This window comes from Dyadobacter arcticus (assembly GCF_011762185.1).
GTDB classification, from domain to species: domain Bacteria; phylum Bacteroidota; class Bacteroidia; order Cytophagales; family Spirosomataceae; genus Dyadobacter; species Dyadobacter arcticus.
Window position 1 is genome coordinate 1,031,578 of the sequence record NZ_JAASQJ010000002.1, and the last position, 21,251, is coordinate 1,052,828.

15 protein-coding genes are annotated in these 21,251 nt (G+C 44.4%); 7 read left to right on the forward strand and 8 right to left on the reverse strand.

The genetic code is table 11. From position 1 onward, the window contains the following. Positions 1-94 precede the first annotated feature (94 nt). The 3 genes from FHS68_RS12155 to FHS68_RS12165 are packed head-to-tail and all read left to right on the forward strand — an operon-like array spanning position 95 to position 5,592. A complete protein-coding gene (locus FHS68_RS12155; protein ID WP_167270327.1) occupies positions 95-1,342 on the forward strand; it encodes a TolC family protein in 1,248 nt (415 codons plus the stop codon). 53 nt (positions 1,343-1,395) lie between these two features. Further along, complete coding sequence (locus tag FHS68_RS12160) at positions 1,396-2,484, forward strand: efflux RND transporter periplasmic adaptor subunit (protein ID WP_167270329.1); 1,089 nt, start codon at positions 1,396-1,398, stop codon at positions 2,482-2,484. A 6-nt stretch (positions 2,485-2,490) separates the two neighbouring features. Beyond that, complete coding sequence (locus FHS68_RS12165; protein WP_167270330.1) at positions 2,491-5,592, forward strand: efflux RND transporter permease subunit; 3,102 nt, start codon at positions 2,491-2,493, stop codon at positions 5,590-5,592. 152 nt (positions 5,593-5,744) lie between these two features. Here FHS68_RS12165 and FHS68_RS12170 read toward each other — a convergent pair whose 3' ends face one another. The 5 genes from FHS68_RS12170 to FHS68_RS12190 all read right to left on the reverse strand — a co-directional run bounded on the left by FHS68_RS12170 (position 5,745) and on the right by FHS68_RS12190 (position 11,123). Then, positions 5,745-7,184: a hybrid sensor histidine kinase/response regulator gene (locus FHS68_RS12170; RefSeq protein ID WP_167270332.1), complete on the reverse strand. Its 1,440-nt coding sequence runs from the start codon at positions 7,182-7,184 to the stop codon at positions 5,745-5,747. Positions 7,185-7,210: 26 nt separating this feature from the next. Then, complete coding sequence (locus tag FHS68_RS12175) at positions 7,211-8,674, reverse strand: sigma-54-dependent transcriptional regulator (protein WP_167270334.1); 1,464 nt, start codon at positions 8,672-8,674, stop codon at positions 7,211-7,213. Between the two features lie 21 nt (positions 8,675-8,695). After that, positions 8,696-10,138, reverse strand: a complete 1,443-nt coding sequence (rpoN, locus tag FHS68_RS12180) for an RNA polymerase factor sigma-54 (protein ID WP_167270336.1) — start codon at positions 10,136-10,138, stop codon at positions 8,696-8,698. Between the two features lie 309 nt (positions 10,139-10,447). After that, positions 10,448-10,744 (reverse strand): hypothetical protein, encoded by a 297-nt coding sequence (locus FHS68_RS12185; protein ID WP_167270338.1) that lies wholly within the window; start codon positions 10,742-10,744, stop codon positions 10,448-10,450. A 55-nt stretch (positions 10,745-10,799) separates the two neighbouring features. Beyond that, positions 10,800-11,123 carry a YtxH domain-containing protein gene (locus FHS68_RS12190; RefSeq protein ID WP_229211866.1) on the reverse strand — a complete coding sequence of 108 codons (324 nt, stop codon included), beginning with the start codon at positions 11,121-11,123 and terminating at the stop codon, positions 10,800-10,802. Between the two features lie 312 nt (positions 11,124-11,435). Between FHS68_RS12190 and FHS68_RS12195 the strand changes: the two genes are divergently transcribed. Next, complete coding sequence (locus tag FHS68_RS12195; RefSeq protein ID WP_167270340.1) at positions 11,436-11,801, forward strand: response regulator; 366 nt, start codon at positions 11,436-11,438, stop codon at positions 11,799-11,801. 153 nt (positions 11,802-11,954) lie between these two features. Here FHS68_RS12195 and FHS68_RS12200 read toward each other — a convergent pair whose 3' ends face one another. The 3 genes from FHS68_RS12200 to pgmB all read right to left on the reverse strand — a co-directional run bounded on the left by FHS68_RS12200 (position 11,955) and on the right by pgmB (position 17,336). Next, positions 11,955-14,231, reverse strand: coding sequence for a tetratricopeptide repeat protein (locus tag FHS68_RS12200; RefSeq protein WP_167270342.1), 2,277 nt, complete (start codon positions 14,229-14,231; stop codon positions 11,955-11,957). 122 nt (positions 14,232-14,353) lie between these two features. Then, a complete protein-coding gene (locus FHS68_RS12205) occupies positions 14,354-16,669 on the reverse strand; it encodes a glycoside hydrolase family 65 protein (RefSeq protein WP_167270344.1) in 2,316 nt (771 codons plus the stop codon). Positions 16,670-16,691: 22 nt separating this feature from the next. Next, the gene (pgmB, locus tag FHS68_RS12210; protein WP_167270346.1) at positions 16,692-17,336 is read right to left on the reverse strand and encodes a beta-phosphoglucomutase; all 645 of its coding nucleotides are present in this window, start codon (positions 17,334-17,336) and stop codon (positions 16,692-16,694) included. A gap of 141 nt (positions 17,337-17,477) precedes the next feature. On the opposite strand from pgmB, the gene FHS68_RS12215 reads away from it, so the two are divergent. The 3 genes from FHS68_RS12215 to FHS68_RS12225 all read left to right on the forward strand — a co-directional run bounded on the left by FHS68_RS12215 (position 17,478) and on the right by FHS68_RS12225 (position 21,206). Beyond that, positions 17,478-19,223: an alpha-amylase family protein gene (locus FHS68_RS12215; RefSeq protein WP_167270348.1), complete on the forward strand. Its 1,746-nt coding sequence runs from the start codon at positions 17,478-17,480 to the stop codon at positions 19,221-19,223. A 112-nt stretch (positions 19,224-19,335) separates the two neighbouring features. Beyond that, positions 19,336-20,154, forward strand: coding sequence for an N-acetylmuramoyl-L-alanine amidase-like domain-containing protein (locus FHS68_RS12220; protein ID WP_167270350.1), 819 nt, complete (start codon positions 19,336-19,338; stop codon positions 20,152-20,154). An 8-nt stretch (positions 20,155-20,162) separates the two neighbouring features. Then, positions 20,163-21,206 (forward strand): mechanosensitive ion channel family protein, encoded by a 1,044-nt coding sequence (locus tag FHS68_RS12225; protein ID WP_167270352.1) that lies wholly within the window; start codon positions 20,163-20,165, stop codon positions 21,204-21,206. Positions 21,207-21,251: the final 45 nt, after the last annotated feature.

The following is a 21,251-nucleotide window of genomic DNA, read 5'->3' on the forward strand; positions in this document are numbered from 1 at the left end:
GAGCACTTTCCGATTTTCTAATTTTTTTCTAAGACTATTTTAAGGCTCCTGTAATACTGGTACCCGAAGTTCGCAGCATTCTATCACAGAAATTATGCGAACTTACATTTTTGGGCTTTTGATTTGTTTTTCAACCGCATTACACGCTCAGGATACGCTCAGGGTTACCACACGCCAGGCCGATAGCCTTTTTCTTCGGAACAACCTCGAAGTCCTCGCTGAAAAATACCAGATCGATATTGCCAAATCCATTGAGATTCAGGACAAGCTTTGGAATAACCCCACTTTTGGCGTCGAAATCAGTGCCTATAATCCCTCCAGAGGTGCATTGGATGTAGGCCGGAACGGACAAAAAGCATTCAATATCCAGCAAATGATCACGCGCGCTGGCAAGCGTAACAAGCAGGAGGCCTTGGATGTAGAATCCACCCGCAAAAGCGAATACCAGTTTTTCGACCTGATCAGGACATTGAAATTTGAATTGCGCCAGATCTTCTTCGAATCCTATTATCTCGGGCAAACTGTTCGATTGTACGACAATCAAATCAATACATTGAACACAACAGTTAGTGCTTTTCAAAAAGAGTACGACCGGAAAAATATCTCGCTGAAGGAGGTGGTAAGACTAAAAGCACTGCTATTTGAGCTGACCAACGAGCGGGCGGATATCCTGTTTGAATTGCAGGAAAATCAGCGCGACTTGCGTACGCTGTTAAACACAGAAAGGCCTGTAAAATCGATCGTCGATAGCACGGATATTCAGCGCTATCAACTTGCAAAGTACACACCTGCCGATCTGAAGCAAAAAGCCTTAGAGAGCCGGGCCGATCTTAAAGTGGCTCAATCAGCTTCTAAACAAGCGGAATTGAACCTAACCCTTCAAAAAGCATTGGCTGTGCCCGACATTCAGGTGGGTGCGGTTTATGACCAGGCCAGCAATTATGTCAATAATTATTTTGGATTAAATGCCTCAATCGCGCTGCCGATTTTCAACAGAAATCAGGGAAATATCAGCGCGGCAAAAAGTAACATTAGCTACTACAAAACGGCAGAATCGGCCAAACAAAACAGCGTCAGCAATGAAGTAGACGCTGCCGTGCAAAAGGTAGGTATTGCTGATAAGACTTACCAAAGTGTTGAGAATCAATTTACCAACCAGTTCCAGTTGCTCAGCGACGGGATGTACGAGAATTTTCAGAAAAGAAACATAACCCTCCTCGAATTCATCGATTTTATCGAGACCTACAATGAAAGCATTAAGGAATATAACCGGCTGCAAGCCGACCGCATCAAGGTATACGAAGAACTCAATTTCGTCGTCGGCGAAGAGCTTTTTAACTAATTCATTCAATAGAATCAATTCTTAAAACACGGCTTTGCCATAAAAATTTCAAAATGAAAAATCCCATATATGTTGTCATGCTGGCCTCGATCGCCATTTGGCTGACATCCTGCGAGCAAAAGAAAGAGGATAACGAAGAATCAAAAGTGTTCATGCTTTCCGATACGATGATGAGCCGTATTAGAATTGACACGGTCAGAAATGAGGCGGTGAGAAATGAACTGACCCTGGTTGGGAAGGTAGTACCCGATGAAAATCAGGTTATTAAGGTATTCCCGCTGGTCGGCGGCAATGTGGAGGAAGTGAATGTGGAATTGGGGGATAACGTTCGTAAAGGGCAGAAACTGGCGGTAATCCGTTCGGGCGAAGTGGCCGATTTTGAGCGCCAGATGATCCAGGCGCAATCCGATTTACTGATCGCCCAGAAAAATCTGTCCTCGACCGAAGACCTCTTTGAAAGCAAGCTGGTACCCGAACGCGACGTGATCACGGCACGACAAATGGTCGATAAAGCACAAGCCGAACTGAGCCGTGTGAAAGAAATTTTCTCAATTTATGGTTTGGGAAAATCCACTAATTATGTCGTCAAATCGCCTATTAATGGTTTTATTATTGATAAAAATGTCAACCGGGGCATGCAGCTTCGGTCGGACAATTCCGAAAGCCTTTTCACGGTCGGGCAAATTGCCGATGTGGGGGTAATGGCCAATGTAAACGAAAGTGATATTCCAAGAATTAAAATGGGCATGCCCGCCGAAGTGCGCACCATCAGCTTTTCCGATGAAGTGTTTAAAGGAAAAGTGGACAAGATCTATAATGTGCTCGACCCCGATACCAAGGCGATGAAAATCAGGATACAGCTGCAAAATGTCGGTTTCAAACTCAAACCTGAAATGCACGCAACCGTTAGTCTAAACTTTGAAGAAGGCAATCAAATGCAGGCAATTCCTTCACAAGCCATCATTTTCGACAGAAGCAAAAACTGGGTAATGGTATATCACAGCCGCACCAAAATCGAAACGCGCCCAATAGAAGTCTACCGTTCCCTGGCCGACCGCGCCTACATCAGCGTCGGCCTGAAACCCGGGGAGGCAGTCATTTCAAAGAACCAGCTGCTGGTTTATGATGCGCTCAATGATTGAACATCCATGAACAAATTCATCCGGGGAATCGTCGGGTTTTCTTTGAAAAACCGGTTCTTCATATTCTTTATGACCGGCCTGCTGATTTTAGCAGGAGTCGTCAGTTACCGCGACACGCCGCTGGAAGCATTTCCGGACGTTACCAACACGCAGATCATCATCGTAACCCAATGGAACGGGCGCAGCGCGGAAGAGATCGAGCGGTTCGTAACAGTTCCCATTGAAGTCGCCATGAATTCGGTGCAGCAGAAATCCAATGTCAGGAGCACTACCATGTTTGGGTTAAGCATTATCAAGATCATATTCGATGATAATGTAGAAGACTTTTTCGCACGACAACAAGTTAACAATCAACTCCGTAACATATCCCTGCCGGAAGGCGTGGAGCCGGACGTCCAGCCACCTTATGGCCCTACTGGTGAGATATTCAGGTATACCCTAAGAAGTAAGGACCGGGACAGCCGCGAATTGCTGACATTACAGAACTGGATGATCGACAGACAATTGCGGAGCATACCAGGCGTGGCTGACGTAGTGGCGTTTGGTGGCAGACAAAAAATCTACGAGGTGCAGGTCAACCCTACCAAACTCGTCAAATACAACATTACGCCGCTGGAAGTGTACCAAGCTGTTACCAAGAGCAATGTCAATGTGGGTGGCGACGTGATTGAGAAAAATGGACAGGCCTATGTGGTTCGGGGCATTGGGCTGCTGAACTCAATCCCGGACATTGAGAACATCATTGTTGAATTTGTAAAGGATAATTCTGTGCTGGTCAGGGACGTGGCAGATGTAAAGGAATCGGATATGCCGCGCGTTGGCCAGGTAGGATTAGACAATGAAGACGATGTTGTGGAAGGGATCGTGGTGCAACGCAAAGGCGAAAATCCGAGTGAAGTACTGGCGCGTATAAAGGATAAGGTTCATGAATTGAACACGAAAATCCTACCGCCCGACGTCAAAATGGTTACCTTTTACGACCGCGACAATCTCATCGAATTTTGCGCACATACTGTCAAACATAACCTGATCGAAGGCATAGTGCTGGTCACGGTCATTGTGTTTGTTTTCATGGCCGACTGGCGCACGACGGTGATCGTGTCCATCATTATCCCGCTAGCCCTCCTATTTGCATTCACGTGTCTGAGGCTCAAAGGAATGTCTGCCAACTTACTTTCGATGGGGGCGATCGACTTCGGGATTATCATTGACGGGGCCGTGGTAATGGTGGAAGGTATATTCGTCGCATTGGATCATCTCGCGCACCAGAATGGCATGGACCGTTACAATAAACTTTCCAAATTAGGACTTGTCAAACGGACAGGTGGAGAGTTAGGGAAAGCGATTTTCTTCTCCAAGCTAATCATTATCACGGCATTGATCCCGATTTTTAGCTTCCAGAAGGTGGAGGGAAAAATGTTCACGCCGCTGGCTTATACATTGGGTTTTGCATTGTTGGGCGCTCTTCTATATACGCTTACCCTCGTTCCCGTTCTTTGTTCGATTTTATTAAATAAAAATGTCAGAGAAAAGAGCAATCCAATTGTACGGTTTTTCGACCGTGCGGTTACCGTTGGTTTTGAATGGTGTTATGCGCGCAAAAAGCTAAGCATTATGCTGGCAACGGGATTTCTGGTCGTCAGCCTTTTATCAGCCAAATTCCTCGGGACAGAATTCCTGCCAACTTTAAACGAAGGTGCACTTTGGGTAGAAGCCAAAATGCCGATGAGCAGCTCCCTGAATGAAACTATCAAAATGGTTACCATTTTAAGGAATAAACTCAATGAATTTCCGGAAGTGAACGGGGTATTGTCTCAAACCGGCCGCTCCAATGATGGTACCGATCCCTCAGGTTTTTATTACGTGCAAATGCAGGTTAATCTAAAACCTAAGGATGAATGGAAACGGAAAATTAGCCAGGATCAGCTGATTGAAGAGATGGACAAAAAACTGAAACAGTTTCAGGGGATCAACTACAATTATTCTCAACCCATTATCGACAATGTTGCGGAAGCGGTGGCGGGTATGAATGCAAGTAATGCCGTGAAAATCTATGGTGACGATCTGGAAACTTTAAATCAAAAGGCTAATCAGGTGTTGGAAGCGATCAAGGGTGTTCCTGGAATCAGGGATGTAGGTATTTTAAGAAATATCGGGCAGCCAGAAGTGAGCGTCATCCTGCATGATCATCTTATGGCGCAATATGGTGTTAGCATTGCCGATGCGCAGGCAGTCATCGAAATGGCAATTGGGGGAAAAACGGCTTCGATACTCTATGAAGGGGAAAGAAAATTCGACATCCGGCTGCGTTACGAACAGCAATATCGCCGCTCAGTAGATGATATCCAGCAATTAATGGTACCGACATTGACAGGAGGAAAAATCCCCCTTAAAGAAATTTCCTCGATCAGAACTGTAACCGGACCTGCATTTGTATATCGCGACAATAATAAGCGTTTTATTGGAGTCAAGTTTTCAGTTCGTGAAAGAGATCTTGGCAGCACCATTGCCGATGCTCAAAGCCGTGTAAAACCACTTCTGAAGTCCCTACCGAAAGGCTACTCGGTCAACTGGTCGGGTGAATTTGAAAATCAGGTTCGGGCTACTGCGCGGCTGGGACAGGTGGTGCCCATAAGTCTGATCGGTATCTTTATCCTGCTGTTCATCATGTTCAGCAATGCCAAAGATGCCGGGCTGGTACTCATTAACGTTCCTTTTGCATTAATTGGAGGAATTTTGGCGCTCCATGTAACGCACATGAATTTCGGGATTTCTGCGGGAGTCGGATTTATCGCATTGTTCGGGTTATGTGTTCAAAATGGGGTCATACTGATTTCCGTTTTCAATAAAAACCTGTCTGCGAGAATGTCATTAGACGAAGCAATCAGGGAAGGGGTAAAATCAAGGATCAGGCCGGTCATCATGACGGCGTTAATGGCTGCGATCGGACTTTTGCCAGCGGCTACCTCCACCGGAATCGGCTCGGAAACGCAAAAACCACTGGCTATTGTAGTGATTGGAGGGCTGATTACAGCGACTGTATTGACCCTGCTTATTTTTCCAATTATTTACGGATTTTTCAATCGTAAAACCCAAACAGCCAGGTAGCTGACAACTACAGCATTTTGATAGAAGAAAAATCGTAACCAATGTGAAAGACACACCCTTTTCGTCTCCACGTTCAATATAATGATTAGCCTATCCAGGATTACGCTCCCTTACGCCCGATCGTTGCACATGAAGTAAGTTATCATTTAATTTTAAGCCCTGTTGTTTGCTTGCTGGAAACTAATGGTGAATGTTGTTCCCGCACCAACTTCGGATTGAACATCGATGCGTCCGTGGTGGGCGTGGATAATGCTCATGGTAGTGGAAAGCCCGATCCCCATTCCGTTATTTTTACCGGTAAAATAAGGCTCGAAAATCTTTTCCATGTGCTCTTCGCTGATTCCAATACCGTTATCCGTAAAAATCACCTGAATTGTATCCCCATGACTTTTTGTAGTGATGCGCAAAATCCCCTTATCCTCTTCCATTGCCTCAATGGCATTGGTGATCAAATTGAGAAATGCCATCTGGAGTGACACGTGATCAAGCGGGATAGCCAGTTCGCCGTCCGCAAACTGGCTGACAATCTGAATTCGTTTGAGCTGGACACGGTCCAACGCGGACCCAATTGCATCAGAAAGTACGGCATGAACGGAGTTTTGTACCAGGTCAATGTCGGCTGAACCCGACGGCTGCAATAACTGCGATATCAGATCATTGATACGGGTGCAATTACGCTTGATGATCTGGGTGTAGAATTTCTGATCTTCGTCAACCAATTCCATTTCAAGCTGTTCTGCCGAAAGGTTCACATTTGTGAGCGGGTTACGTACTTCATGGGCCAGCATTCTGACCAAGCGGCCGGTAACTGCCATTTTTTCGGAAAAAAGCCTTTCTCTCTCCGTTTGTTTTCGGGCGGTCATATCATGCAATCGGCCCTGTATGTACGGATGATTTTCATCGAACTCCAATGATGCGGAAAAAAGGCAATATTTTTTGTCCCCGTCTTTTGTAATCAGGCTTACTTCCTGATCGTGGATTGCCTGCTCCTGGATGTTTTCCCATAAGGCAAGGAATTGAGGCTCCTCAATCAAATCAATGATATTTTTTAGCTTCAAATCATCTTCCATGAATCCGGTAATGCTGCCTGCAGAAGCATTTAAGTCAATAATATTGCCTTTTAAATCACTGATAAAGAGAAAGTCATTGGATTCTTCAAAAATGCGGCGGTATCGCCTTTCGCTATGTTTCAAAGCCTTCAAAACCGATGTTCTTTCAAGCGCATATCTAATGCTTCTTTCCAGTTTTTCGGGATCAAGCTCACTTTTGATCAGATAATCTGCTGCTCCAAGCCGCAAAGCCTCAACAGCGATTTTCGTGTCACCTTTACCAGTCAGCAGGATCATTGGCTCCTCGCATTCATGCTGAGCTGCTATTTCGATCAGGTCTAAGCCGGTATTACCACCAAGCAAATAGTCAAAAAGGTAAAGATCGTAGCCTTTATGGCCAATATGCTTCTGCGCGTCCTTGTAGGTAGAGCACCAGGTAATGCTAAATTTCCAATTAACCAGTTCCTGAAAATACTCGCGGGTCAGAAAATAGTCGTCCTCGTCGTCATCTACCAGAAGTACTTTGATTAGTTTGCTATTCATACTCAGTTCACTCTTGCCGTTCCCCACTATATGTCAAACTGTTTCATCTTATTATAGAGCGTCTTTCTGTCGATATTTAATAAACGCGCTGCTTTGCTTTTATTAAAATTAACGTCCCGCAAGACCTGCATGATCATATCATACTCGGCTTCATTGGCCACTGTTTTTAAGCTTGGTTTGGAATCCTCAATATCAGATGCGGACTCAATTGTACCCGCTAATACGGAGACATTTGGGGCGGCAGGCTCTTCATCCAGGTCTTTCAGTTTTTTGTAGTTTACTATTTCAAATGGCAATGATTTTTCTTCAATCAATTCCCCATCCGATAGCAGCGTAGCCCGCTTGATCACATTTTTCAATTCCCGCAGGTTACCTGGCCAGGAATAGGTGAGAAAGTCATTTTTCACCTCATCCGAAAAGCCGGATACGTTTTTGCCCAGCTCTACATTGGTCGTTTCCAGAAATGCGCCTGCAAAAAGCATCAGATCGTCTTTCCTGTTCCTTAATGCAGGTACCTCAATGGTAAATTCATTGAAACGATAATATAGATCTTCCCGGAATTTGCCGCTTTTTGCCGATTCCAATAATTTTTCGTTACTGGCTACCAGTATCCTTACGTCGAGATCAATTTCTTTTGAGCCGCCAATCCTTCGCATCTTACGTTCCTGCACGACCCGCAGCAATGCTACCTGGATCTCATAGGATAAGTTCGAGACTTCATCCAGAAATAATGTACCGCCGTTTGCCATTTCAAAATGCCCAATTTTGGTTTGCAATGCACCAGTAAAAGAGCCTTTTTCATGTCCAAACAATTCGCTTCCTGCCAACTCTTTTGAAATAGCACCGCAATCCATCGCTACAAATGGCATATCCCGTCTTTTGGAACGGTTGTGGATCTCCTGTGCAATCGCCTCTTTCCCGGATCCGCTTTCGCCATATATGATCACACTGAAATTGGTGGGAGCAACCAAGTCAACTTGTCTGAAAAGGTTATCAGAAACGTCGCTTTGCCCCATTACATAACCGGCCTTCATCCGCGAACTCGCTTTTCTTACAGGTTTTGCATTCTCACTGGGCTGTCCCGATGATACGGCTGTTGTATATTCCTGTTCCTCGTCTTTGGAAGATTCCGCATCCGCGATCGCTTTTTTAACGGTAACCAATATTTCGTCGGGAAAAAGCGGCTTGGTAATGTAGTCGTAGGCGCCTAGTTTCATGACGCTTACTGCAATTTTAATATCAGAATAGCCGGTAATGATTAAAACGGGAACATTAGGTCTTTTAGACTTAATGGCCGTAAGCAGATCTGTACCGGTAATATCACCCAAACGAAAATCTGTCATCACCAAATCGGGCGATAACGACTCAATTAATGCCAGACCATCTTTGCCGTTTTGGGCAGTTTCAACTATAAAATCATTTTTGGATAGAAATCTCTTCAAAAGGAAGCAGATATCAGCTTCGTCATCAACAACTACAATTTTTTTCATGCAGGTTTTTTAGGGCTTAATTTAAATGGTAACTCTTAATCTCGCGGTAGGGATGTTCAACTGTTCGCGGTATTTGGCAACGGTCCGGCGTGCTACCGAGTAGCCTTTTTCCGAAAGCATATCTGTGATTTGCTGATCGTTGTAGGGGTGCCTTTTGTCTTCTTCCCCCACTATTTCCCTGATCGCCTCCTGAATTTCCCGGTTGGAAACTTCCGTACCATCCTCGTTGGTAACCCCTTCGGTAAAAAGGTCTTTTAGCAGCACAATGCCAAATGGGGTCTGAACATATTTATTGGTTGTTACGCGGGATACGGTTGAAATGTCCATAAATATGATCTCAGCCACATCTTTGAGGATCATTGGACGCAATTTTTTGATGTCGCCTGTCTGGAAGTAATCGTATTGAAGCCTTACAATCGCTTTCAGGGTACTGAGCATTGTGTTCTCCCTTTGCTTGATCGCATCAATAAACCACTTCGCCGAGTTCATCTTGTTTTTCAGGAACTGATTGGTTGCTTTGTCGATCTTTTGCTCAGCCATTTTGGTAAAAAGCTTATTGAGCTTCAATGCAGGGCTATTGCCCCAGGTAAGTTGTACTTCAATCTCGCCATCCTCGGCATACCATAACATGAAGTCAGGCTTAATGCTTTCGTTAACGATTGAATCATTTCTCAGGCCCGACGCAGGTTTTGGATTGAGGGTAGTGATCAATTGAATGGCCTTTTTCAGAGATTCTTCATCCAGGCCGGTAATGCGCATTATTTTATCATAATTCCTTGATCCTAGTTCGTCGAAAGCATCACAAACGATCCGATATGCCCATTTCCAGGTCTCATTCTGCGTTTCCATGCGGTTGAGCTGGATAAGCAGGCATTCTTTGAGGTCACTGGCCGCAATGCCGGGAGGGTCAAGCTGCTGGATCACTTTCAACATTGCATTCACCTCTTCGGGCTCAATGAACATGCTGTTTGCGAAGGAGATATCATCCGCGATAACATCACCTTCCCTCCTTAAAAATCCATCTTCGTCCAGTGAATCGAGAATGAAATCGGCAACCAGCTGCTGCCTTTCATCCAATCTTAAAAAATGCACCTGTTGTTTCAGCTCATCCCGAAAGGAAATTGCCTCCACCATCGGGCGCGTGTATAATTCATTGTCGGCGGATTGGTTGTTTGCGTAGGTTTTGTAATCGGGAATATCGTCGTCCCTGAATTCGTCCCAATCGTAGTAATCCTGAACTGACGAATCTTCGCCTCCACCCTTATCCTCCGGATCCTGAAATTCGTCCGAGCTATCCTCAGAAGCATTCTCCTCTTTACCCTCCTCTAATATGGGATTTTCCTCAATTTCCTCTTTAATTCTTTGCTCCAGTTCCATGGTCGTCAAATGCAGAAGATTCAGCATTTGAATTTGTAATGGAGAATACTTTAAGGTTTGTCTTTGCGTCTGCGTTTGTCTTTGCATATAGCAACTAAGGGTAAAATTGTAATTTTCTTAATGGTTTAAATTTACTACTCTTTATCCAATCTACCCCCAAGCATTCTGCATCATCCAAAAGATTGCGTAGTAATTTCCACAGACTGAGTATAATAATTAAGAATGTAGAGCTAATCCACATGGCTAAATTCGTTCAAATGGTCAGGAAACCCTTCTTTGGCATCATTGTCTGTTTCAAACAAAAATAAACAAAACGCTTGCCTTATTTATCTGACCCGATTTTAAAACAAAAAACCCCTCTTTTCAGAAGGGTTGTACTCTTAATTCGTGTGTGTTTTATGCGAAATCTGCTGGCTCTTCGTCGGTTGCTTTTTTGACCCATCGCAGTCCCCGCAAAAGCAACTCTCTCCCCTCTGGAACCGCATAATTAAGTATTACCTTTTCAATAGCAACTGCCGGGATAAGGTTAAGCGGTGCCGGCAAGCGCCTCATAACAGTCTTTGACAAAGCGCTAACGCCTAGCTGCATGCCGTTTGACGGATTAGCCGCGAAGAAGGATCGAATTTGGCCGATTGTATCTGCTATCGTAAGATCCGATTTTTTATTTGCTGATGTAGTAATTTCGGTTTTCATACTTTCTGAAAAATTGAAATCCGACCGGGGAAGAACTCCGGTCGGACTATTTGGCTTATAGGTTGTTGTATTCCTGTTTTGCTTGGTCAGCATATTCAGAGGCTTTGTTTGCTGCTTCATCTGCGTATGCCTTTCCTTCACTTTTCAATTCAGAAGCAGCGTTTTCAGCCTTTCCTTTGCTTTTTTCAAGTGCATCGATCAGGTCGCTCGCCAAACTATTCGTCTTTTTCTTAATCTTTTTGATTGTTTTGCTGCCGTCTTCCGGTGCAAAAAGTAAACCGATTACAGCGCCTGCAACCGCAGCTGCTACTATCCCTAAAAATACTTTGTTACCTGACATCTCTTTATTCGGATTATGATGAATAATATCTTTTTCCAATTCTAAAAAATCCTATACCAGAATTCCCCCTCGGCATTTTTAATGCGTAAGTAGTTCATTTGTAAATAGTTAACATTACCCTTTTCATTTACATATTGCGTTACAGTTGTAAAATAAAATTCCTAAAAAGCGGAAAACCGGGATTCGATTCTACAAAAAGCATCTGTTTGTTTGAGCCGATCATTTGCTTAATTGTCAAACCTTTCTGAGCGCCCTGATGGCAGGCTTTTTGCCTCAATACATTTAAAAAGGCGCTTCCAGGTCGTCAAATCTGCTGCTAATGACCAAAAAATTTATTTATAACACATCGCTATGAAAATTGTTATTATTGAGGACGAGCAGGATTTGGGGGTGTTGTTACGCAATTTTCTAGTCAGACAACTAAACATATTGACGCCTGATGCGTCCGTAAAAGTGGCGGCTTCTCTCATCGAAGGTATCGCTTGTATCAATGATTTAGGCCCGGATTGGATCTTTATCGATAATAACCTACCTGACGGCAAGGGAATTAATGAAATACAGCGCATCAAAAACGTTCACAAGGATAGGCACACGAAAGTGGTGATGATGAGCGCCATGACGAATTTAAAAGAGGAGGCTCTCAAAAATGGAGCAGATTTTTTTCTTGACAAACCTATCAGCTTCGTTGAGGTCCGCAACATCTTCGCTAATTATTAAAACTGCATTAGTTAGTTAAACCTGAACATCAAGGATAGTAGAAAAAAATTCGTATTCTGAGGATTGAACGCTTATCATCCGTAGAAACTATTTCTCAATCCTTTATTTTGAGTGAAAATCCCGCTTCAATATTAAAATCTGTTAAGATTCAGATTAGAAAAGTATAGGACATTTCGTCCCGGATTTCCCCCTCGAACCTGGCAGTTTCACTTTCTGGCTGTGGTAATGCACATGTTTCTTTTTAGGCGAATTAGCCTTTTTCTTTTCGTAAGCTACCAGTTTGAAATCGTATTCCGGAATAAAGTAATCCTCTTTGTATTCAGCGACGGGCAGGGGCATATAATGTCTGCCTGGAAATGACAGCACGTCGTACTCATAATCATACAGGTAAATGGTCACAAAACCATCCCGGCTGTATTTAATCCCAATGTCGGAAAATGGGCTATTCTCATCTGCCGAAGCGACCAGCCGCATCATTTCCTGCTGTTTTCCTTTTGCTAAAACCGTCATATTGTATTGGAAAACGCGGTGCAATGAATCAATCTGAATGGCCACGCCCAGGTAATATTTTGCATCTTTGATCCGCTCCTGGCCGGCATACATGATCGCCGTATTGTTTAATGCACTCTTATCCTGATACGTCTGATAGCTCAGTTTCGCCTCGTCGTATTTTTCGAGATAGCGATACACATTTCCCTGATTCACATTGTAAAATTTTCGGGAAGGTGCAGCATTCATGGCCTTTTTAAAATCTTCAAACGATCCATCATACCGTGTGTTAGCCTCATTGACCTGGTGTTTCTGGTCATGCCTGTTTCCTATATACGCCTGCACGATCCCGTGATTGTTATGCAAAAAAGGCAGCTCAGGTTTTTCACGCACAAGACTGTCAAACAGTGCCATGGCTTTGTCCAGCTGATCATTTTCCAGCAACACAATACCCCAGCCGTTCTGTGCATTCACATTGGCCGGATTCAAGGAAACCGCTTTTTGGAAAACCTTATAGCCTTTTTTATACATATCGAAATGCATTAGCAGGCTTCCATAATTGCTCCACATCAGGTCGTAACCCTGTTCGTACTGTAAGCCTTTGGCAAGAAACTGTCCTGCTTCGGAAAACCTTTTTTGATCGATCATGATACTGCTCATACCTGCCAATGCTTCGTACCTGGCCGCATCGAGCTTAATGGCTTTCTGGAAATCGTCCTGCGCTTCGCTGGTTTTCTTGAGATAATATTCCGAGAAAGCCTTGGTCACAAACAAATCCGCGAAAAACTTATTATCCTCGCTCAAAGCCTTTTCCGCCTTTTTGAAGTCTTTAAGTGCCAGATCGTATTTCTTTTGGCCATAATAGGAAACTGCACGGCCGAGGTAGGCAGGCAGGTAAGTTGAATCCTTTTTGATAACCCGGTCGAAAAGGGTGAATGCGGTCTGATACTCGTGTTTGGAAAGATGAGTATTGGCAATTCCGGATTGCAGTGCAGGTGTTTCCCGCTTCAATGTGGAAGCAAGCTTATAATACCGCTGTGCCTCGCTGATTTGCTGGAGACCGTACGAACAATGAGCAATGCCCAGATAGGCATCTCCGCGGAAAGTCCGGTCGTCCGTTTCCAAATAGGTTTGAAAAACAGCCTTTGCTGCCCCAAACTGGTTCAATGATAGTAATGCATTGGCATATCGGATCTGCGCCTTTGGATGCGTTCTGGCTACTTTTTCGAAATCCTTGACCGCCTTTTTCTCATTTCCGGTCCGCATCAGAATATCGCCTCTTTGCAGCCGGTAAGCCATTTCGTCCTTTTGGCGGATCGCGGTCGTGATCTCATTTACCGCTTCCTCAGGTTGACCAAGATATTTGTACAACAGGCCAATATTGTAGTTCCATTTGCCTCCGGTGTTCTTCGCTGAATTACCATTTGCAAAGTCGACGGCCTCACTGTACTTCTTTTGTTTCGCAAAAGCGACGATGGTGTTCAATGTTCCGTGAGACCCTCCCGGAGATTCTGCAAAGTCGTTTCGCGCGTCAGCAAATTTTCCGGAAAGGAGACTAAATAATCCTCGGTTATAATGCATCTGACCATCCTGGGTACTCAGGTTGAGCTCTTCCATAATGTGCAGCGCCTTCTGATAATTGCCTGACAAAGCCAAAATCACGGCCTCATTGTTCATGCGCTGGGCCGAATCGCTGGATTGGAATGCCTGCTTATGGTACAATGCGTAAGCAGCCTGAAGATTTCTGATTCCGCGCTGGTAGGATTCTTCCCTGAGAAGAGCAGGGTTATTTTCTTCAAAAGATTTATTAAAAACAGGCAAAAGATCCTTGACTATCTTCTGGCATTCACCAAAATCTTGCGCAGATGCTGCGTCAGGGCATATAGTCCTAAACATCAGCAACATACCCACAAAAATTAGCCAGTAGAATTTGTTTACCATAGTCAATTAGAATGGCTCAAAAGCCACTAACCTACAAGGAAAGTTTCAGATTTGCAATTGTGGCTTTACGGGATTAATAAAATCCGCGTAAAATATCATTTTTTCAATAAATAAGCTTATCCTCAAATCTGAGTTTTAGCGAACGCTTCCAGATATACTTCCTTCCCGTTTACAAGCAATGCCAATGCTTTTTCGGAAGTGTTTTCAATGATTACCTCCTGTTTTTTCACGGATATTTTCAGCCAGCTGCCTTGAAAACCGATCCGGAATGAATAGGAATTCCATTGATCGGGAATGTAAGGATTTAGCACTAACATCCCGTCTTTCACGCGCTGACCCGCAAAGCCTTTTACCACGCTCATCCAGGTACCAGCCATAGAAGTAATGTGCAAACCATCTTCTGTATCATTATTGTAATCGTCGAGATCAAGCCGGGCGGTGCGCACATACATTTCATAAGCCTTTTCCTTCAACCCAAGTCCAGCCGCCAGTATCCCGTGGACGCAGGGAGATAATGAGGATTCATGGACGGTCATGGGTTCATAAAACTCAAAATTCCTTCTGATCACATCAGGCTCGAAGTCCTCTTCAAACAAATACAATCCCTGCAATACGTCCGCCTGTTTGATAAAACACGACCGGAGGATGCGGTCCCACGACCATCGCTGATTGATGGGACGCTGGTCTGCGATGTCGTCGACGGTCAGGATTTCCTTGTCCAGAAACCCCTGCTGCTGCAAGTAAACCTTTCGGGTTTCATCATAAGGGAAATACATATTCTCCACAATGTGCTTCCAATCAGCCAGTTCCACATTCAATTGTAAATTGGTCTTGACAATGATCTCGTTCAGCTTTTTTGAATCATTTTCCCAAAGCCCGCCGATCGTTTCAAGGGTATACCGCAATGTCCAGCAGGCGATGTAATTGGTGTACCAGTTATTGTTCACATTGTTTTCATACTCGTTCGGCCCGGTGACGCCCAGCATGACATACAGGTTTTTATCCTTCGACCAGGTAATTCTCTGTTTCCAAAATCTTGAAATTCCGATCAAAACTTCAAGGCCGAATTCCGGAAGATATGTTTTGTCGCCAGTGTACCTGGTATAATCGTAAATGGCAAAAGCGATAGCGCCGTTTCGGTGGATTTCTTCAAAGGTAATCTCCCATTCGTTGTGACATTCCTCACCATTCATGGTGACCATCGGATATAATGCAGCGCCGCCGGTAAAGCCAAGTTTCTCAGCATTTTCAATGGCTTTTTGCAGGTGCTTATGTCTATATACGAGTAGGTTACGCGCTACTTTTTGCTCGGCAGTTGCGAGGTAAAAAGGAATACAATACGCTTCGGTATCCCAATAAGTGCTGCCTCCATACTTTTCGCCGGTAAACCCTTTCGGTCCAATGTTCAGGCGTTCATCCTCTCCCGTGTAAGTTTGCCCAAGGTGAAAAATGTTGAATCGGATGCCCTGCTGGGCGGCTACATTTCCGTCAATCGTAATGTCGTTCTTAGCCCATTTGTCGGCCCAGACCAGTATATGTTCTGTATACAACTGTTCAAAACCCTTTTCCGAAATGCGTGCGATGTAACTTTTTGCCGCATCCAGGAGATTTCCTGCCTCATAATTGGAAGAAGACAGGTTCACCGCATATTTGTAAACAGCAAGTTCTTCGCCTTGTTTAAGGTTAATTTTAATGCTTGCGGAAACATATTTCTCTGTCTCAAAAGGCAGTGATTCCGGCTGAACATCCACTCCATTAACCGTTGCAGTGAACCGCATGCCAGTCGCTACCCGGAACCGCTCCACACCGTATGGATTCTCCTTGGTTTCCAGGATCAGGTAGCCACAATTTTCACTGGTTTCTCTCTCAATTTCATTCCAGAATGATTCGTTGTAATTGGAATCCCTGTTCCTGATATTACCGTCCAGGTAAGGCGTAATGATAAAATCTTCCTCAAAATTCAAGGGTGTAACGCTGTAACTGATCGCGCCAGACTCGTCGTCGGCCATGCTGCAAAAGCGTTTCGAATGGATTTTTAGTCTTTTCTCACCTGGCAGGATAACGGTCGCAAAGCGCTCCAATATTCCCTTCTTCATGTCCAGTACCCGGCTGAATTCCTCAATCTGGCAGGTGTTCAGATCCAGCATTTGCCCTCCAATCTGGACATCAATACCTATCCAGTTACATGCATTGAGCACTTTGGCGAAATAATTAGGGTAACCATTTTTCCACCAGCCAACCCTCGTTTTATCAGGAAAATAAACACCTGCCACATAATTCCCCAGCAACGTTTTTCCCGAATATCTTTCTTCAAAATTCCCTCTTTGCCCCATGCGACCATTTCCAAGGCTCATCAAACTTTCGGTAATCTCATTGTGCTCAGGGTGAAAGCCATTCTCTACGATGCACCATTCATCATGGGTGATGTAATTTTTCATTTAAGATCGAAAGTGATGGGTGTTAATGTAAATCGGCAAATTTGAAACCTTCAAAACCTGCAATAACAATATCTGCCTCGGCGAGAACGGTCTTTACTCCAATTCCAACCGCTAGCATACCAGCCGATTTGGCGGACTGAATTCCTGCCACAGCGTCTTCAAATACCGCACAATTTTCGGGCTTAGTTTGCAAATCCTCAGCGCCCATCAGGAAAACCTGCGGATCGGGCTTGCCTTTTGTGATGCGGTTGCCATCGACGATCGTATCAAAGTAACGCAGCATGTCAATGCTATTAAGAATGATCGTGGCATTTTTACTGGCCGAACCCAGCCCCATTGGGATCGACAATTGTTTAAGTTCATCCATGAAAGTGCGCACACCGGGCAGGACATCATTTGGCGTCATTTGTTTGCACAGTTCGAGGTACCTAAGGTTTTTTTCAGTCGCACGCGCCAATCTTTCTTCTTTGCTGAGTGTGATCCCGCCAATAGAAAGGATAATGTCCAATGATTCCATCCTGCTGATCCCTTTCAATTGCTCATTTTGTTCGAGCGTCAGATCAAAACCCAGATCATTTGCGAGCCTGCGCCAGGCAATGTAATGGAACTTCGCCGTATCCACGATCACTCCATCCAGGTCAAAAAGGCAGGCTTTAATTGAGGGCATATTATTTCAAATTTAATATCTTGCAAAATAGTAAAAAATCCCTTCCTCCTGCGTTATGGCCAAACTATCGCTTATTTGGGGATTAGTTCATACTTTCATGAACTACCTTTCCTTATTCCGGACTGAACATTCAAACTTATTATGTCCAATACCAATAAAGATAAATTTGTCATTTACCAGATTTTCACGCGCCTGTTCGGAAACCAGAATTCCACCAATAAGGTATATGGCACCATCGAAGAAAACGGGAGCGGGAAGTTTAATGACATTACGGACGTTGCCCTGACAGAACTCAAAAACTTCGGAGTTACGCATGTGTGGTTCACGGGTGTGCTGGAACATGCCACGCTGACGGATTACTCGGAATATGGAATAAAGCCGGATCATCCGCTGATTGTGAAGGGAATAGCAGGCTCGCCATATGCCGTGAAGGATTATTATGATGTAGATCCTGATCTGGCAGTAGATGTGAACAACAGGATGCAGGAATTTGAAAGCCTGATCAGCCGCACACATAGCCTCGGTTTAAAGGCGATCATTGATTTTATTCCCAACCACGTCGCACGCCAATATCATTCCGATGCGCGCCAGTCGGGGATCCTGGACTTTGGGGAAGGTGATGACAATACGGTAAGTTTCAGTCCTTCTAATAATTTTTATTATATCCCGAATCATGATTTTATGGTTCCGGAAGGGCATACCCCTCCTATCCCGGTTCACACGCCCTATCACGAGCGACCTGCCAAAGCCACTGGAAATGATGTGTTCCAGGCCCAGCCGAGCCAATATGATTGGTATGAGACCATTAAGCTCAATTATGGCGTGGATTATTTGCAGGGCAGGGCCAGTTATTTTGATCCGATCCCTTCCACGTGGCAAAAAATGTACAGTATCCTTCGCTATTGGGTACAAAAAGGAGTGGATGGTTTTAGGTGTGATATGGCAGAAATGGTGCCTGTCGATTTCTGGTCCTGGGTTATTCCTGAAATAAAGAAGGTGGGTGAAAAGGTTATTTTCATTGCAGAGATTTACAATCCGTATGAATATCATAATTATATCAACATTGGGAAATTCGACTATCTCTATGACAAGGTGGGCCTTTACAATTCTTTGCGAAAATTAATTGAGGGACATGGGACGGTTGAAGACATTACGAGGATCTGGCAACAGGAATCCGGTGATATCAGTGAAAATATGCTACGGTTCCTCGAAAACCATGACGAGCAGCGCATTGCGTCGCGGTACTTTGCAGGCAATCCCTGGCTGGCATTACCTGCCATGACATTGAGCGCAACTTTGCACAGTGGCCCGGTAATGCTGTATTTTGGTCAAGAACTGGGGGTTACTCCGGTCACGTCGGAAGGATTTCAGGGCGAGGACGGTCGTACTACCATTTTCGATTATTGGGGCGTAACTGAATTCCAGCAATGGGTAAATGGCGGAAAGTTTAATACAGACTTATTGACTCCTGAACAACAGCAACTCCGGTCGTTTTATGAAAGCCTGAACCATTTTGTGCTTGACAATGAGGCAGTGTATGCGGGCGAATTTTATGATCTGCAATATGTGAACGTCGACGGGCAATCTTACAATTACGACAAAACATTGGTTTATAGCTATTTGAGATATACTGACAATCAGAAACTGTTATTTGTATATAATTTCAGCAAAGAGAAAACCATTGAGACAACTCTTCGGATCCCGCAGGATGCCTGGAATAATTGTTTAAAACTCGGAGGTACTGGCCAATTCCAATTGATCCCTATTTTCCCTCTTCACGTAACTCAACTTCGCCTGAAAGCTGCTGAAATCACATCTACAGGCGTGAGTTTAGAATTGCCTCCGATGTCTGTTTTTGTATTTGACATTGTTGAAAAACTTAAATAATAACAAATGCCCTTACCCATTCCAAGCGTTGTTTGCATTGCAAATAGACCTTTCGATCGTTATTTTTACATCAATACCATTATTTACATTGACCCCGCAAAAAAATCCGGTTATGTTAAGAGTTATCATTCAATCCATTCTGGTACTCGCCTCGACGGGCATTTACGGGCAGTCGGGTTTGCAAAAAGTGTTTGGGCAAAAGATGGATTTACCGGAAAGCCGGGACATGGGCACGCAAATGCTGCGCATGAGCGAATCATTCCTGGGAACGCCGTATGTAGGCGGAACCCTTGAAGGAAACCCTACGGAGCGGCTGGTATGCAAGTTCGATGGATTGGACTGCACGACATTGGTTGAAAGCTCGGTAGCATTGGCTGTTGCGAAAAGTGAAAATCCGACTTTTGAAGGTTATAAAAATGAATTAACTAAACTCCGCTACAGAGAAGGTAACATTGACGGATATCCTTCCCGGCTTCATTATGTGCTGGATTGGATGTATGAAAATCAGAAACGCGGGAGGCTGGAAGACATTACGGAAAAGGTAGGCGGCATTCCGTACAAAAAGGAAATCAATTTTATGACGAATCATGCCAATCTTTACCCTGCGATGGCGTCCGGCGAAGTTTGGGAAAAAATAAAGGAACAAGAAAACATGATCAATTCCAGAGAGCATAGCTATATTCCCAAAGAAGGAATTCAAAAAGCGGAACCAATGCTTCACAATGGTGATATTGTGGCTTTTACGTCGTCAGTAGAAGGCTTGGACGTAAACCATATGGGTGTAATCACAAAAATGGGCAGCCGCGCTTACCTGATCCACGCCTCCCTGTCCGGAAAAAAAGTGATCATGTCCAGCGTTCCCCTGGCTGAATACGTGGCTTCGGTCCCCAAACACACGGGTATGATCGTCGCCAGACTCAACGATATCTAACACAATGAATGGATTTTCCCGAATTTCTTAATTACAGACAATATCCCTGGCTCATCATCCTTCTGACAGGCATTATCGGCCTGATCATCAGCGCCGTTCTCATCAATCTGATCAAAATTACTGCTGCCAGGAAACAATGGCAGGCGGTCCGCGCAATCCGGGAAAACCTGACAAGTGTGCTTTATTTCTTCATTCCGATGATTTTGATCACAACCATCGTCAAGAGTTATTCTCTGGCTTATAAAGAATATGAATGGCTTTTCGCGATCAGCAAAACATTAATGATCGCCCTCACAACCTGGCTGATGGTCCGCATTGTGGTTGTGATCGAGAAAATCCTGATCGATAAACTTGATTTTGACACGCCGGATAATAATCAGGCAAGGCGAATGTTTACCAAGATCAAGTTTGTCAAGCGGATGGTGATCATTATGATCATTACCATTGGCGTTTCGATTTTGCTGCTCAGCTTTGAAAGCGTGAGGTCTTATGGCGTGGGCATTCTCACATCGGCGGGCATTGCCAGTGTAATTATTGGTTTCGCTGCGCAGAAATCGCTTGCTAACCTGATGGCCGGCATTCAGATTGCCTTTACCCAGCCTATTAAGATTGACGATGTGGTGATTGTGGAAGGAGAATGGGGCCGGATTGAAGAGATTAACCTGACTTATGTTGTTGTAAATATCTGGGATCTGCGACGGATTGTTTTGCCCATTACTTATTTTATCGAAACCCCATTTCAAAATTGGACGCGCAATGAAAGTGCTCTGATAGGCAGCGCATTTTTTCACCTCAATTATCACACACCTGTTGACCGGCTCAGGGAGAAGTTGAAGGAAATTCTTGATCAAACCCCTTTGTGGGACGGGAAATCCTGGGCATTGCAGGTTACCGATACGCAGGAGCAGCTAATGGTCGTGAGGGCATTGATGTCGGCCCGCAATTCCTCGGAAACGTTCGATCTGCGTTGCATAGTCCGTGAGAAGATGATCGAATTCATCGCACAGGAATATCCGGAAGCACTTCCAACCACCCGCATTGAGGGTAAATAAAATTGGCCTCCGGAAAATCCGAAGGCCATTCTTTTGTTACTACTC

Coding starts and splice junctions, on each gene's coding strand:
- FHS68_RS12155 (WP_167270327.1), top strand. CDS start 95: ATGCGAACTTACATTTTTGGGCTTTTGATTTGTTTTTCAACCGCATTA.
- FHS68_RS12160 (WP_167270329.1), top strand. CDS start 1,396: ATGAAAAATCCCATATATGTTGTCATGCTGGCCTCGATCGCCATTTGG.
- FHS68_RS12165 (WP_167270330.1), top strand. CDS start 2,491: ATGAACAAATTCATCCGGGGAATCGTCGGGTTTTCTTTGAAAAACCGG.
- FHS68_RS12170 (WP_167270332.1), bottom strand. CDS start 7,184: ATGAATAGCAAACTAATCAAAGTACTTCTGGTAGATGACGACGAGGAC.
- FHS68_RS12175 (WP_167270334.1), bottom strand. CDS start 8,674: ATGAAAAAAATTGTAGTTGTTGATGACGAAGCTGATATCTGCTTCCTT.
- rpoN (WP_167270336.1), bottom strand. CDS start 10,138: ATGCAAAGACAAACGCAGACGCAAAGACAAACCTTAAAGTATTCTCCA.
- FHS68_RS12185 (WP_167270338.1), bottom strand. CDS start 10,744: ATGAAAACCGAAATTACTACATCAGCAAATAAAAAATCGGATCTTACG.
- FHS68_RS12195 (WP_167270340.1), top strand. CDS start 11,436: ATGAAAATTGTTATTATTGAGGACGAGCAGGATTTGGGGGTGTTGTTA.
- FHS68_RS12200 (WP_167270342.1), bottom strand. CDS start 14,231: ATGGTAAACAAATTCTACTGGCTAATTTTTGTGGGTATGTTGCTGATG.
- FHS68_RS12205 (WP_167270344.1), bottom strand. CDS start 16,669: ATGAAAAATTACATCACCCATGATGAATGGTGCATCGTAGAGAATGGC.
- pgmB (WP_167270346.1), bottom strand. CDS start 17,336: ATGCCCTCAATTAAAGCCTGCCTTTTTGACCTGGATGGAGTGATCGTG.
- FHS68_RS12215 (WP_167270348.1), top strand. CDS start 17,478: ATGTCCAATACCAATAAAGATAAATTTGTCATTTACCAGATTTTCACG.
- FHS68_RS12220 (WP_167270350.1), top strand. CDS start 19,336: ATGTTAAGAGTTATCATTCAATCCATTCTGGTACTCGCCTCGACGGGC.
- FHS68_RS12225 (WP_167270352.1), top strand. CDS start 20,163: ATGGATTTTCCCGAATTTCTTAATTACAGACAATATCCCTGGCTCATC.